General features: G+C 49.6%; 11 protein-coding genes. 4 read left to right on the top strand and 7 right to left on the bottom strand.

Features of this window, described 5'->3' with window-relative positions; genetic code table 11:
- Positions 1 to 4 precede the first annotated feature (4 nt).
- Positions 5 to 1,588, bottom strand: a complete 1,584-nt coding sequence (opgE, locus tag EA14781_RS18975; RefSeq protein ID WP_001054665.1) for a phosphoethanolamine transferase — start codon at positions 1,586 to 1,588, stop codon at positions 5 to 7.
- A gap of 267 nt (positions 1,589 to 1,855) precedes the next feature.
- A complete protein-coding gene (gene mntS, locus EA14781_RS18970) occupies positions 1,856 to 1,984 on the bottom strand; it encodes a manganase accumulation protein MntS (protein ID WP_001001764.1) in 129 nt (42 codons plus the stop codon).
- Between the two features lie 189 nt (positions 1,985 to 2,173).
- On the opposite strand from mntS, the gene mntR reads away from it, so the two are divergent.
- Both mntR and EA14781_RS18960 read left to right on the top strand, forming a co-directional pair.
- Positions 2,174 to 2,641, top strand: coding sequence for a manganese-binding transcriptional regulator MntR (gene mntR, locus EA14781_RS18965; RefSeq protein ID WP_000091014.1), 468 nt, complete (start codon positions 2,174 to 2,176; stop codon positions 2,639 to 2,641).
- Positions 2,638 to 3,756, top strand: coding sequence for an anion transporter (locus EA14781_RS18960; protein ID WP_000056403.1), 1,119 nt, complete (start codon positions 2,638 to 2,640; stop codon positions 3,754 to 3,756). The genes mntR and EA14781_RS18960 overlap by 4 nt, the downstream gene beginning before the upstream one ends.
- Before the next feature lie 232 nt (positions 3,757 to 3,988).
- Here EA14781_RS18960 and ldtB read toward each other — a convergent pair whose 3' ends face one another.
- The gene (ldtB, locus tag EA14781_RS18955; RefSeq protein WP_001056387.1) at positions 3,989 to 4,909 is read right to left on the bottom strand and encodes a L,D-transpeptidase; all 921 of its coding nucleotides are present in this window, start codon (positions 4,907 to 4,909) and stop codon (positions 3,989 to 3,991) included.
- Between the two features lie 218 nt (positions 4,910 to 5,127).
- Here ldtB and EA14781_RS18950 point away from each other — a divergent pair, with 218 nt between their 5' ends.
- Positions 5,128 to 6,720, top strand: coding sequence for an ABC-F family ATPase (locus EA14781_RS18950; protein WP_000961429.1), 1,593 nt, complete (start codon positions 5,128 to 5,130; stop codon positions 6,718 to 6,720).
- A gap of 199 nt (positions 6,721 to 6,919) precedes the next feature.
- Here the strand turns inward: EA14781_RS18950 and ybiV are convergent, their stop codons facing one another.
- The 3 genes from ybiV to EA14781_RS18935 form a co-directional block, all read right to left on the bottom strand.
- Positions 6,920 to 7,735, bottom strand: coding sequence for a sugar-phosphatase YbiV (ybiV, locus tag EA14781_RS18945; protein WP_000114284.1), 816 nt, complete (start codon positions 7,733 to 7,735; stop codon positions 6,920 to 6,922).
- A gap of 145 nt (positions 7,736 to 7,880) precedes the next feature.
- Complete coding sequence (locus tag EA14781_RS18940; protein ID WP_000209302.1) at positions 7,881 to 10,313, bottom strand: glycyl radical protein; 2,433 nt, start codon at positions 10,311 to 10,313, stop codon at positions 7,881 to 7,883.
- Positions 10,314 to 10,318: 5 nt separating this feature from the next.
- Positions 10,319 to 11,218, bottom strand: a complete 900-nt coding sequence (locus EA14781_RS18935) for a glycyl-radical enzyme activating protein (RefSeq protein WP_000576966.1) — start codon at positions 11,216 to 11,218, stop codon at positions 10,319 to 10,321.
- Positions 11,219 to 11,348: 130 nt separating this feature from the next.
- On the opposite strand from EA14781_RS18935, the gene fsa reads away from it, so the two are divergent.
- Entirely contained in the window at positions 11,349 to 12,011 is a 663-nt protein-coding gene (gene fsa, locus EA14781_RS18930; RefSeq protein ID WP_002430172.1) for a fructose-6-phosphate aldolase, read from the top strand.
- A 799-nt stretch (positions 12,012 to 12,810) separates the two neighbouring features.
- Here the strand turns inward: fsa and EA14781_RS25330 are convergent.
- Positions 12,811 to 13,557: hypothetical protein (locus EA14781_RS25330; RefSeq protein WP_175026700.1), on the bottom strand; the 747-nt coding region annotated here is incomplete at its 5' end.

The raw sequence follows: 13,557 nt of genomic DNA, 5'->3' as shown, positions 1-13,557 counted from the left end.
TGTCTTAAGATTTGGGGTCGAAAAGGTCAGTTCCGAGATGGTTATAATCCACCTTTTGTAACTGGAAGTTGGTGATGTATATCGGCCCGGCATTCTTTTCGGAAATAAACGGATAGTTGATGTTAATTTCCTTCGCTTTGATCCCTGTCCACTGAGAGAAAAAACCTAAGAAATCATTGGCTGAACGGCGGGCTTTAATCACCTTGTGCGCTTTATCGTCGCTGGAAATGACCATAAAAGGAACCTGGAAATTTTGCTGGTATTTATCGTCATGGGCCAGATATTGCACTTCTTTTCCGCGTTCTTTAAAGGCCAGGCCGTGGTCGGAAAAATAGACCATAGAGAAACTGCTACCGCTGTTGCGCAATTGGTCGTACAACTTACGCAGTAAATCGTCCGTTTGCGTCATGGTGTAGAGATAACAAGACGTTTCTTTCGATTGCACAAAGGTTTCATATTTGCCTTGTGTCCGGTCGCAGGCCTGCGGATGCGAGCCCATCAGATGTAAAACTATCAGTTGCGGTTGCGAATGTTCTTCCGCCAACACTTGAGCGGTCATTTTCAGTAACGCTTCATCTCTGGTGTTCTTATCCGCTTCAAAATCACCATCTTTCAGGAATTGCACTTCATCCGCACGTTTGGCGATACTGGCAATAGCTGTATCGTATTCACCAATTTGTCCCTGATTAGAAAACCACCATGTCTGAAAGCCTGCGCGGTTAGCCAGAGTCACAAAGTTATCCTGAAACTGTGGTTTACCGTCGACCACGCGGTTAAGCGTTAAGCCGAGCGATTTTTGCGTTGAGCCACTGGCAGCAATGTAATCAGCAAAAATCAAACCGTTAACGCTGCTGGCAAATGGAGTATTGTTCCAGTGACCGCCAAAGGCGCCGAGGGCATCGCGACGTGCACTTTCGCCAATGACGACGACATAGGTTTGATATTTGGGTTTAACCGCAGTGACCGTCCAGGTATCTTTCATTCCGGCAAGTTTCGCCATCCGTTCTTGCTCTTCAATCACCTCGTTATTGTTGACGATGACATCCTTAGCAAAACGAAATACCGGATAACCCGTATCTTTGAGTTTAAATACGCCGCCCCAGGCCAGGTTCTGAAGCGGGGCGACAAAAAAAGTGGCCACGCTGAATACCAGACACAGGCTGTCGAATTTATTCCAGCATATTTTTTCGCGCTCTTTTTTTCGCCTGACGGCAATCACGCCGAGCGCAAAAATAAATAACCCGATCAGATAGCTATACCACGGAAAAATGGTCAGGATTTCGGTCGATTCTTCCATGTTGGTGGAATGCAATGCCAGCAATGTATTGAAGTTAGGAGCACCATAAGCCTGACCAAAAGGAAAATAACAGGCCGCGACCAGCGAACTAATGCCCACCAGAACTTTTTGCACGCGAGGCAATGTCCGCCATAGCAAAAGCAAAATAGCCGTAAACGCGGCGGTGTAGAGCAAACTGAAGGGATAACCTAAGCCGAGATTAATTAATAGCGACTGTAAAAAGTAGAACGCAGTCCACGGGCTAAATACCCGGCTACGGGTAACAAGTGATTCTTTGAGGGTTAAATTCATATGCCACTATCGTAACAAACGCCATGTGCTCACCCTGGCGTCAAGGGTCAATACCTGCAGAGTGCGTGAAGAGGGGAAGGGTCCGCATCCGCGAGCCGCAATATACGCAGGGCTGCAAGAAGATAGAGCGAGCGACTGCTCAGGTCAACTACTGATGTGGAAATCTTTTGCGAAGAAGATAGCAAATTCGACAAAAAGCGGCGCTTTTCAATCAACATCATACTGTACCTGCAATACACAGGAGTGAAGCGGCGTACCGCGACGCCGCTATTTATCGGAAGGTTTATCCTGCTGTGGCTTGTTGTTGACCATATCGCACAACATAGAAAGCAGCATTAACCGTACTTTAAAGGGAGAGTGAGTAAACACGCGCATACACCTCTTGAATTCGTTCATAAAACCTCCTGACTTGCTAATCCCGCCGAACCATGAGGGATGATTGCATTACATACAGATATAGCACAGGCTATATTATATAGCCATTGCTAAAACGTTAAATTTTTGTGCCTTAGCAACTCTGGTTTACAATGTGCGCATGTAATGAGAACGCTATACATGCGTCACCATAATTAATGAGGAAGCATCATGAGTCGTCGCGCAGGTACGCCAACAGCAAAGAAAGTGACGCAGTTAGTGAACGTGGAAGAGCACGTTGAAGGGTTTCGTCAGGTCAGAGAGGCACATCGGCGCGAACTTATCGATGATTACGTTGAGCTAATTTCTGATTTGATAAGAGAAGTCGGGGAAGCTCGTCAGGTCGATATGGCCGCTCGCCTTGGGGTTTCGCAACCTACAGTGGCCAAAATGCTCAAGCGGTTAGCCACTATGGGATTTATCGAAATGATCCCCTGGCGCGGCGTGTTTTTAACGGCGGAAGGGGAGAAGCTGGCGCAGGAAAGCCGCGAGCGGCATCAGTTAGTCGAAAATTTCTTGTTGGTGTTGGGGGTTAGCCCGGAGATCGCTCGTCGCGATGCGGAAGGTATGGAGCACCATGTTAGTGAAGAGACGCTGGAGGCATTTCGTCTGTTTACCCAGAAACACGGTGCCAAATGAGTCTTCCCTTTTTACGCACCCTGCAAGGCGATCGTTTTTTTCAGTTATTAATTATCGTTGGTATTGGATTAAGTTTCTTTGTTCCCTTCGCGCCTCAATCCTGGGCTGGCGCTATTGACTGGCACACCATCATTACCTTAAGCGGTTTGATGCTGCTGACGAAAGGTGTCGAGTTAAGCGGTTATTTTGATGTGCTGGGGCGCAAAATGGTGCGCCGCTTTGCGACCGAACGTCGACTGGCGATGTTTATGGTACTGGCGGCGGCGCTACTGTCTACGTTTCTGACCAACGATGTCGCACTGTTTATCGTTGTCCCGCTGACCATCACGCTAAAAAAGCTGTGTGCGATCCCGGTTAACCGGTTGATTATTTTTGAGGCGTTAGCGGTGAACGCCGGATCGCTGCTGACGCCAATAGGTAATCCGCAAAATATTCTTATCTGGGGACGTTCTGGCCTTTCGTTTGTTGGTTTTATTGCTCAAATGGCACCGTTGGCTGGGGCGATAATGCTGACGTTACTGGTGTTGTGCTGGTGTTGCTTTCCGGGCAAGCCTTTGCAATATCATACCGGTACGCAAATGCCGGAATGGCAACCGCGTCTGGTATGGAGTTGTCTGGGTCTGTATATCGTCTTTCTGGCGGCGCTGGAGTTGAAACAAGAACTGTGGGGACTGGCAATTGTGGCGGCGGGCTTTGCACTGTTGGCGCGTCGCGTGGTGCTTAGCGTTGACTGGACGCTGTTGCTGGTGTTTATGGCGATGTTTATCGACGTGCATTTACTGACGCAGCTTCCTGCTTTACAGGGCGTGCTGGGAAATGTGGGGCGTTTATCCGAACCCGGATTATGGTTGACGGCGATTGGTTTATCGCAAGTCATCAGCAACGTGCCGAGTACTATTCTTCTGCTGAATTATGTGCCGCCGTCTTTGTTACTGGCATGGGCGGTCAACGTGGGAGGTTTTGGTTTGCTGCCGGGCTCGCTGGCGAATTTAATTGCACTGCGTATGGCGAACGATCGCCGCATCTGGTGGCGTTTTCATCTTTATTCGATACCAATGCTGTTGTGGGCGGCGCTGGTGGGATACGTTTTATTCGTTATGCTCCCGGCGGGGTAAGGTCTGACAAATTAAAAAGCGGATTATTAGTCCACCTCTGATTGTTGGTAATACGCGCTTTGTTCATGCCGGATGCGGCGTTAACGCCTTATCCGGCCTACAAAAACTTGCGGATTCAATATATTGCAGGTTCTGCGTAGGCCTGATCAGCGTAGCGCATCAGGCAATTATGTATTGCCATCAGCAGCCTCAGGCGGATTATGAGTCCGCCTTTTGCTTTACGTTTTGAAGATTAATTCAGACGAACCGGCATCCCGGAACGGTTTTTAATCGCTTCATCCAGAACAACCTGGTCCACATCGGGCTGACTGGTCACTGCTTGCACACTCTTCGTCAGGGTAATTGGTACAATTTCCTGACCTTCAAACTGGGCTTCAGTGGTAGACAGCGGGTTATGGACTTCAATGTAACGGCTGCCGTCAGGCTCAGTGGTTGCTTTCACTGGCTCATCAATGAACTGTACGCGAGTACCAACAGGCACTTTCTCGAACAAGAATTTGATATCTTCGTTACGCAGACGGACACAACCATGGCTTACACGCAGACCGATACCGAAGTTGGCGTTGGTGCCGTGGATAGCGTACAGACGACCGATATACAGTGCGTACAGACCCATCGGGTTATCCGGGCCTGCCGGAACGACAGCCGGGAGCGGTTCGCCTGCTGCACGGTATTCTGCATGCATTTTGGCGGTTGGCGTCCAGGTCGGGCCTGCTTTCTTACGCTCTACTTTGGTGGTCCAGTTAACAGGCGTGTCTTTGCCTAACTGACCAATCCCGATCGGCAGCACGATAACGGTGTTGGTGCCTTTCGGATAGTAGTACAGACGCATCTCTGCGCTGTTAATCACAATTCCTTCATGAACAGTGTCCGGCAGGATCAACTGCTGCGGAATGTTCAGTACGGTGCCGCCTTTTGGCAGGAAGGTGTCCACGCCCGGATTAGCTTCCATCATGTTGGAAAGGCCCATCTGGTACTCGGCGGCAAAATACTCCAGCGGCTGAGTGTTACCTTCAGGGATGGTGATCACCTGATTCTGACCAACCAGGCGACTTCCGTCGGTTGGCAGAGGATAAGTTACCGCAGAGGCGGTACTGCAAAAGCCGACAACAGCGAAGGCCGCTGCGAATAACGTTTTCAATTTCATGTTCATGTTAAGCGAGATTTCGTGCCTGGCAGGCCATTAGGTTGAGAATATTAGAGTATTGGAAGCGCATTATATGTTCATTCCAGCTAACAGTGAAATCAGATGTGTACGAAATCACATTTTTTGCCTTTAACTTGAGTGTAGTCCTTACGCGGCGAACAGGATCTTAATTCAGACTTGTGGCATAATACGCGGTTTGTCATATCTCTTTTCAGGATACGCCTGTGTTAGTTTCCAGTAACGTCACCATGCAGTTCGGCAGTAAGCCGTTGTTTGAAAACATTTCCGTCAAATTTGGCGGCGGCAACCGTTACGGCCTGATTGGCGCCAACGGTAGTGGTAAATCCACCTTTATGAAGATCCTCGGCGGCGACCTTGAGCCGACGCTGGGAAACGTTTCTATCGATCCAAATGAGCGCATTGGTAAATTGCGTCAGGATCAATTTGCCTTTGAAGAGTACACCGTGCTGGATACGGTGATCATGGGGCATAAAGAGTTGTGGGAAGTGAAGCAGGAGCGCGACCGCATCTATGCTTTGCCGGAAATGAGCGAAGAAGATGGCTATAAAGTAGCCGATCTGGAAGTGAAATACGGCGAAATGGACGGTTACTCTGCGGAAGCTCGCGCCGGTGAACTGTTGCTTGGCGTGGGTATTCCAGTAGAGCAACACTACGGCCCGATGAGCGAAGTTGCACCCGGCTGGAAGTTGCGTGTGTTGCTGGCGCAGGCGTTGTTTGCCGACCCGGACATTCTCCTGCTCGACGAACCGACCAACAACCTGGACATCGACACCATTCGCTGGCTGGAGCAGGTGCTGAACGAGCGTGATAGCACCATGATTATCATTTCGCACGACCGTCACTTCCTTAACATGGTTTGTACCCATATGGCGGACCTGGATTACGGCGAGCTGCGCGTTTACCCGGGCAACTACGATGAGTACATGACGGCGGCGACTCAGGCGCGTGAACGCCTGCTGGCCGATAACGCTAAGAAGAAAGCACAGATTGCCGAGCTACAATCCTTCGTTAGCCGCTTTAGCGCCAATGCCTCGAAATCACGTCAGGCGACTTCGCGCGCGCGTCAGATTGATAAGATCAAACTGGAAGAAGTGAAAGTCTCCAGTCGTCAGAACCCGTTCATCCGCTTTGAGCAGGATAAGAAACTGTTCCGTAATGCACTTGAAATAGAAGGGTTGACCAAAGGGTTTGATAACGGTCCGCTGTTTAAAAATATCAACCTGCTGCTGGAAGTGGGGGAAAAACTGGCCGTACTGGGCACCAACGGCGTTGGTAAATCCACACTGTTGAAAACGCTGGTGGGCGATCTGCAACCGGACAGCGGCACAGTAAAATGGTCTGAGAATGCGCGCATCGGTTACTATGCGCAGGATCACGAATATGAGTTCGATAATGACCTGACGGTATTCGAATGGATGAGTCAGTGGAAGCAGGAAGGCGATGATGAGCAGGCAGTGCGTAGCATTCTCGGTCGTTTACTGTTCAGCCAGGACGATATCAAAAAGCCTGCTAAAGTGCTCTCCGGTGGCGAAAAAGGTCGTATGTTGTTTGGTAAGTTAATGATGCAGAAACCGAATATTCTGATCATGGACGAACCGACCAACCACCTGGATATGGAATCCATTGAGTCGCTGAACATGGCGCTGGAACTGTATCAGGGCACGCTGATTTTCGTTTCTCATGACCGTGAGTTCGTTAGCTCGCTGGCGACGCGTATTCTGGAAATTACGCCAGAACGTGTGATCGACTTTAGCGGTAATTACGAAGATTACCTGCGTAGTAAAGGAGTCGAGTAAGTTATTATCAGTAGCCCTGATATGCTCAGGGCTACTGATACTGATGACAAATGCAAAATAGCCTGATGCGCTACACTTATCAGGCCTGGCAGTGTGTCGCAATGTATTGAATCTGCAAAATTTTGTATGCCGGATAAGGCGGTCACGCCGCATCCGGCATAATGGCGTGCATTTTCTCAATAAACTGAATTGGCAATTATCAAAGAGTAAACGGCGGTTTATTTTCCAGCACTGCCTGAATCACATTCAGCGCGCCTTCATGATTATTATCATCGGTAGCGTAACGGGCGATTTTTTTTATATTTTCCGCGCCATTGTCCATGGCAAAAGAATAACGCGCCATTTTAAGCATCTCTGCGTCATTACCGCTGTCACCAATGGCTACCACATTTTGCGGCGACAGATCCCAGCGTTTTAATAAACGCGATATGCCGTTTGCTTTATGTAAGCCAGGAATAATCAAATCGATAAAGCCAAAACCGCTGGTGACGGGTTTCATAATGCCGTCGAGCGCCACGTGCAGTTTGTCGATCACTAACGGGATTTGTTCGTCCGGCAAATTGAGCGAAAACTTGAACAGCACGTCATCAATCTCCTGATAATCCTTTACAGGTTTCAGGCGATGGTAGTGTTTTGCCATCAATGCAACGAATGATTCCGGTGCATTCTCGCTGACGTAAGCACTTTGCAAACCACAGGCGACAAAATTCAGTTGTTTATCTTTCAACAACTCACCAATGACAATTTGTGATTCATGTCGGGTGAGTTCACCGTGAAAAAGCTGCTTACCGTGTTCATAAACCAGTGCGCCGTTTTCCGCCACAAAAGAGATCTCATTCTTTAGTTCGGGAAAGAAGGAAATGAGTTGGTAATACTGGTTACCGCTGGCGACAACGAACTCAATATCGCGTTTTTTCAGTTCCTGATACTGCGCCATAAAACGTGTCCGATTGTACGTTTTGGCGTCGTTAAGAAAAGTACCGTCCATATCTGTGACGATAACTTTTACGCTCATAGGTGTGCTCCTGGCTCGAAAATGAAACCGTAACAGTGTAATAACAATGTGACGCAGAGCACAAATTATATTTCGAATGAAAGTGAGAGTGGAATTGATGATGTGAATGACTTAGCCCGGCGACAGCCGCCGCCGGGCGGAAGGTTTACAGCATATGTTCGGTACGGGCGATGATGTCGTCCTGAGCTTCCGGTGACAAAGCAGTAAAGAAAGCGGAATAACCCGCTACGCGCACGACCAGATCGCGGTATTGATCAGGATGTTTTTTGGCATCCAGCAATGTTTCGCGGGAAACGATGTTGTACTGAATATGCCAACCTTTATGCACTTCAAAGAAGGTGCGTAGCAGGATCATCAGCTTCTGCTTGTCAGATTCATTCTCCAGCGTCGCCGGGTTCAGTTTCTGGTTGAGCAACACGCCGCCGAGAATTGATCCGGTAGGCAGTTTCCCCACCGAGCCAATGACCGCCGTTGGGCCGAGATGGTCAGTACCGGAGGCCGGGCTTGCGCCTTCTGCCAGCGGAGTATGCGCTTTACGTCCGTCCGGTGTTGCCATCGTCTGCGCGCCAAACGGCACGTTAGCGGAGATGGATGACGTACCCGCATAATAGTTGCCGCCGATCGGGCCACGACCGTAGCGCGGGTTATGGTACTGCTTCAGCTCGTCGATATAGGTCTGATAAGCGCGAGCCAGCAGCGTATCGACAGTATCATCGTCGTTGCCGTATTTCGGCGCGCCGTTAATCAAACGCTGACGCAGCTGCTCGTGAGTCAGGCCGTCGAAGTCATCCGCCAGTGCGGCAGCCAGCTGTTGCTGACCAATCGCGCCCTGTTCAAATACCAGTTTCTTCACTGCCGCCAGGCTGTTGCCGAGGTTGGCAATGCCAACCTGCAGGCCAGAAACCCAGTCATACTTCGCGCCGCCTTGTTTGATACTTTTCGCTCGCTCAATGCAGTCATCCACCAGCGCTGAACAGAGAATATCGTGCACGTTCTCTTCCAGCATGGTGTCGACGACATACTCGATTTCGATCGATTTGCGGGTGTAGTAACGGATTTGTGTATCCCATGCGTCCATCACTTCATCGAAGTTGTTGAAATTACCCGCCGACAACGCTTTTTCTTGCGGCAGGAACACGTTGCCGCTGGTGGCGTCACGACCGCCTTCCAGCGCTGCCAGCATCACGCGGGCGAAGTTGATAAAGCTCATGCCGGTGCAGCGATAGCCCCATTTACCGCCGACTGCGGTTTCGATACAGCCAATTGCCGCGTAGTCGTAAGCGTCCTGCGGTTCAATACCGAGTTTAATAAATTCCGGGATGACGATTTCGTCGTTGTTGAACGCGGGCATCCCGAAACCGCAACGAATCACTTGTACGCAGGCATCGAGGAAATCGTTGCTCATTCCCGCGTGGTAGCGCACGCTGAGGTTAGGCTGAGTGGAACGCAGGCGGCCGCAGGATTCGAGGATCGCATAAGAAAGTGGATTCACCGCGTCCATCGGCTGACCATCAACCAGATTTTGCCCACCAATGGTAACGTTCTGGTACAGCGGACTACCGGCAGAGGCTTTCGAGTGCGAGCCGGAGCGGATCTTGTTCACTTCCAGCAATTTCAGCCAGCAGCTATGCAGTAATTCGATGGCGTGTTCGCGATCCAGTGTCTGGTTGAGTTCAACGTCCCGGCGATAGTATGGATAGAGATACTGGTCCATACGACCAAACGAAACGGAGTGGCCGTTGGATTCGATTTGCAAAATCAACTGGATGAAATAGCACAGTTGCAGCGCCTGCCAGAAAGTCTGCGGCGGCTGATGAGCGATAAGGTCGCAGTTTTCCGCCATCGCCAGCAGTTCATCTCGACGGTTTTCGCGGGTTTCAGTGGCGGCCATTTCACGCGCCAGAGTAGCGAAACGTTTAATATGTTCACTGACTGCCACCAGTACGATATCAATGGCTTTCAGGAACTGCTCGCCGTGCAGATCTTCCAGCACCGTCAGGTTGATACGCGAGCGACGCTCCGCTACTTTCTCGCGCAGACCATCAAGCCCTTTTTCCAGCAGCAGCGGGAAATTAACCGCTAGGTGTGCATCACCGGAGGTCATATTACCTTCCGCTTTAATGATGCCGGTCGCCAGCAGGCCTTTTTGCTCATCGGTAAACATGCCGTAACAGCGATCCTGTACGGTCTGACCGCGCCACCACGGGCACACGTCATGCAGAACGCGTTTGTTCTCTTCGCTCACCGCAAAACCTGCACCCGGACGATCCGCCAGATCATCAATCTCTTTTTCGATCCAGGAGACGGTATATTCCGGGAAGATCGGCGCGGCGCGAACTTCGCTGGCCTGGTTGCCGATGATCAACTCATCATGTTTGATCCAGATGGTGCGATTCGCCAGGTGATGGGCCAGCGCCAGCGCGCGACGTACCGGGATCGGCTTATCGAGATGTTGTTGATACATCTCGGTATAGTGCTGCGCGCGCTCGGTACAGACCGGCGGTTTAACAATATGCACCAGCGCATTTTTGTGCGCTTTAATGCGGTCGCTGAGCGTGTCCAGTTTCAGTGTGGTCATGGTTGTTATCCTCGTAAGGTCGCGGTTAACCCTTTCTGGCAGGCATACTGCTGGGCAAAGTCGAGCAGTTCTGGCGCATCAAGTGGTTTTTCCGGCGCGTCATAGGGCAGATTAAGTAAGTGATATTTGTTGATGCCCAGCGTGTGGTAGGGCAGGAAATGGATTTCGCCAACGTGCAGCTTATCGGCGGCAAAATCGGTAATGGCTTTCACGGAGGCTTCATCGGCATTAAACCCCTGGATCAGTGGCACGCGGATGATGATTTTTTTGCCCGCAGCAGCGAGTTTTTTCAGATTATCCAGTACCCTGGTGGCGTTACCGTCGGTCCACTGTTTAAACGGCACGTCGGCGACGTGTTTTAAATCGGCGAGAAACAGATCGATATAGGGCAGAGAAGGGACGATATATTTCCACGGCACATGCAGGCAAGTTTCTACCGCAGTATGAATACCAGCCTCGTGGCTGGCTTGCAGCAGCGCCGCCGCCAGTTCCGGCTGCATAAACGGCTCACCACCGGAAAGTGTTAAACCGCCGCCGCTGCGATCGTAAAACGGTTTATCTCGCAGAACGGTCGCCATGATCTCCTCAACGCTTTTCACTTCTCCGCAGACGGTTAACGCCTGTGTCGGGCAGCAGTCGGTTAACGCCGTCAGATGCTCCGGGGTTAACTTTTCCCGATGAATAAGCAAACCACTCAGCGCGCGCTCAATCACTTCCGGCGCGGCCTTAGCGCACAGCTCGCAGCCTTCCAGACACAGACGTGCGTCATACAGCAGATCCTGCGTCCGGGCGCGGCTTTCCGGGTTCTGACACCAGCGGCAGCCCAGCGAGCAACCTTTAAGAAAAACAACCGTGCGGATGCCGGGGCCGTCATGGGTCGAGTAGCGCTGGATATTGAAAATCATAGATGCCTCTCTTTTTCGTTCAAATATTAAAATGCTTTCGAATGAAAGTTTGATTGATGTGCATCAACTGTTCAGAGAGTTTTCTCGTGATAGTCTTTTTTCAGACAAAAAGTACATTTTGAGGATGGCTATGGAACTGTATCTGGACACTTCTGACGTTGCTGCGGTGAAGGCGTTGGCACGAGTTTTCCCGCTGGCGGGCGTAACCACTAACCCGAGTATTATCGCCGCAGGTAAAAAACAGCTGGACGTTGTGCTGCCGGAACTTCATGAGGCAATGGGCGGGCAGGGGCGTCTGTTCGCACAGGTAATGGCGACAACCGCCGAAGGGATGGTGAATGACGCACGTAAACTGCGTTCTATTATTGCGGATATCGTGGTTAAAGTACCGGTGACCGCCGAGGGGCTGGCAGCGATTAAGATGCTGAAAGCCGAGGATATTCCGACGCTGGGCACGGCGGTGTATGGCGCAGCACAAGGGCTGCTGTCGGCGCTGGCGGGCGCGGAATATGTTGCGCCTTACGTTAATCGTATTGATGCTCAGGGCGGAAGTGGTATTCAAACCGTGACCGATTTGCATCAGTTACTAAAAATGCATGCGCCGCAGGCGAAAGTGTTAGCCGCGAGTTTCAAAACCCCGCGTCAGGCGCTGGACTGCTTACTGGCAGGATGTGAATCAATCACTTTGCCGCTGGATGTCGCGCAACAGATGATTAGCTATCCGGCGGTTGATGCCGCAGTAGTGAAGTTTGAGCAGGACTGGCAGGGGGCTTTTGGCAAAACGTCGATTTAACAGGGTGTTCTGCATCTTCATAAATTGATTATGACTTGGTGGGGGGCGCCGATGCCTGTCGCATCTTATCATACCGGGAAATCTGCGCCCGAAGCGTAGGCCGGATAAGGCGTTCACGCCGCATCTGGCGCCCGGAGCAAATGCCTGATGCGACGCTTGCCGCGTCTTATCAGGCCTGGAAATCCCCGCCCGAATCGTAGGTCGGATAAGGCGTTTACGCCGCATCCGACATCAGGTGCACGGATGCAGTGTAGGGATTATCAACCCAGATAAAATGACAGAAGGTACTGTTATAATGAACAATAAACGTTGAAAGGAATAATGTGGAATAAATTATAATGGATATGTATGCAAAAAGGTCATTGTATTTTGTCCTTAGCTCTTTTATCTATATTTATCTTATGTCTGGTGGCAATGTTTATAAAAACTATTTTTTTGAATTGGTTAATGTGTTATTAACCTGTGGGGGCTCTTTTATGTTCGTGATTTCGTTATTTTAATATAAACAAATAATTGTTTTATCTCATATTGAGTATTGTCCTGTGGTATTAAAAGCATCAGATGTATGTTCTGCAAAATATAAAAACAAAGCGAATAACTACAGAGGTTTTTTATAAATGTTTCTGCTTGAAATATAATGAAGAAAATAACAATGAATTTAGGAAGCATTTAGTCAAAATGATTGTAAATCGTTTAATGATTTTCTCGAAAATAGGGGGTTAGATGAGTGTACTGCCTGACAAGATATATAAATATCGCTATTCGGTTGAAGAACCGAGCATATTGCCCGGTTGAGAGATTAATGCTGAATATAGCCTTCATGAAACATTTCGCTCTGAACTTCTTGACCACGTTCCTTCCAGATGCGTATCCCTTGAAGATAACCGCTAAAAACATCGCATTCACGCCAGCGCAGGACAGTGCCATCTTCACTTGCGGTGAGAACCTCAAATAACCTCCCCGTACCATTGAGCAGTAAGTCTTTGCCATTTTCATCACAGCATTGTAAATATCGCTCGCGGCTGGAGTTGCTATTGGATTCTATAATAAGGCGCGTGTTGACAGAGCCTGAAGGCCAGTATCGGATTTTGTATTCCTGCTGTTGGAAATTTTGTATCTCGGAGTCGATTTTCCCTTCGCGAGAGTAATATTCGGAGCGAATTTTTGTATCATTAAGTGAGAGTTCACAACTGTTGATACTACCATCTTTGTTATAAGATTCGTCTAATCCATGTTGGTGCCAAAGAGCCCGACGAGTTTGAAAATGTTGCAAACGCTTCCTTCCATCAAAATGCCACTCTGCGCTCAGTAAACTCGGGAAATGGAACGTTTGTTGTGAACACCCCGTATAATCAGGTTGTTCGATAATTAACAAATCCCTTCCGGCGGTAAAGCGAATAACTATGCACTCACCGTTTTTTAGTTCAAAAATATTTGGACCAACAGGGAAGCCATCAACAAAACGAAAACGGTAAAGAATACCTTCGTTGGAATGCTTTTCAACATATGACACGCCGCTTTTGCTGGCAGCATCCATTGGAGGGTA

It is taken from the genome of Escherichia albertii NBRC 107761 = DSM 17582 (assembly GCF_000759775.1).
Taxonomy (GTDB): domain Bacteria; phylum Pseudomonadota; class Gammaproteobacteria; order Enterobacterales; family Enterobacteriaceae; genus Escherichia; species Escherichia albertii.
The sequence above is the reverse complement of the archived record's forward strand: the minus strand, read 5'-3'. Positions and strand labels throughout refer to the sequence as shown.

Excerpts from the sequence above, each read along its gene's own strand:
- EA14781_RS18935 (WP_000576966.1), bottom strand. The coding sequence starts at position 11,218 with ATGATTTTCAATATCCAGCGCTACTCGACCCATGACGGCCCCGGCATC.
- ldtB (WP_001056387.1), bottom strand. The coding sequence starts at position 4,909 with ATGAACATGAAATTGAAAACGTTATTCGCAGCGGCCTTCGCTGTTGTC.
- fsa (WP_002430172.1), top strand. The coding sequence starts at position 11,349 with ATGGAACTGTATCTGGACACTTCTGACGTTGCTGCGGTGAAGGCGTTG.
- mntS (WP_001001764.1), bottom strand. The coding sequence starts at position 1,984 with ATGAACGAATTCAAGAGGTGTATGCGCGTGTTTACTCACTCTCCCTTT.
- EA14781_RS18940 (WP_000209302.1), bottom strand. The coding sequence starts at position 10,313 with ATGACCACACTGAAACTGGACACGCTCAGCGACCGCATTAAAGCGCAC.
- opgE (WP_001054665.1), bottom strand. The coding sequence starts at position 1,588 with ATGAATTTAACCCTCAAAGAATCACTTGTTACCCGTAGCCGGGTATTT.
- EA14781_RS18960 (WP_000056403.1), top strand. The coding sequence starts at position 2,638 with ATGAGTCTTCCCTTTTTACGCACCCTGCAAGGCGATCGTTTTTTTCAG.
- ybiV (WP_000114284.1), bottom strand. The coding sequence starts at position 7,735 with ATGAGCGTAAAAGTTATCGTCACAGATATGGACGGTACTTTTCTTAAC.
- mntR (WP_000091014.1), top strand. The coding sequence starts at position 2,174 with ATGAGTCGTCGCGCAGGTACGCCAACAGCAAAGAAAGTGACGCAGTTA.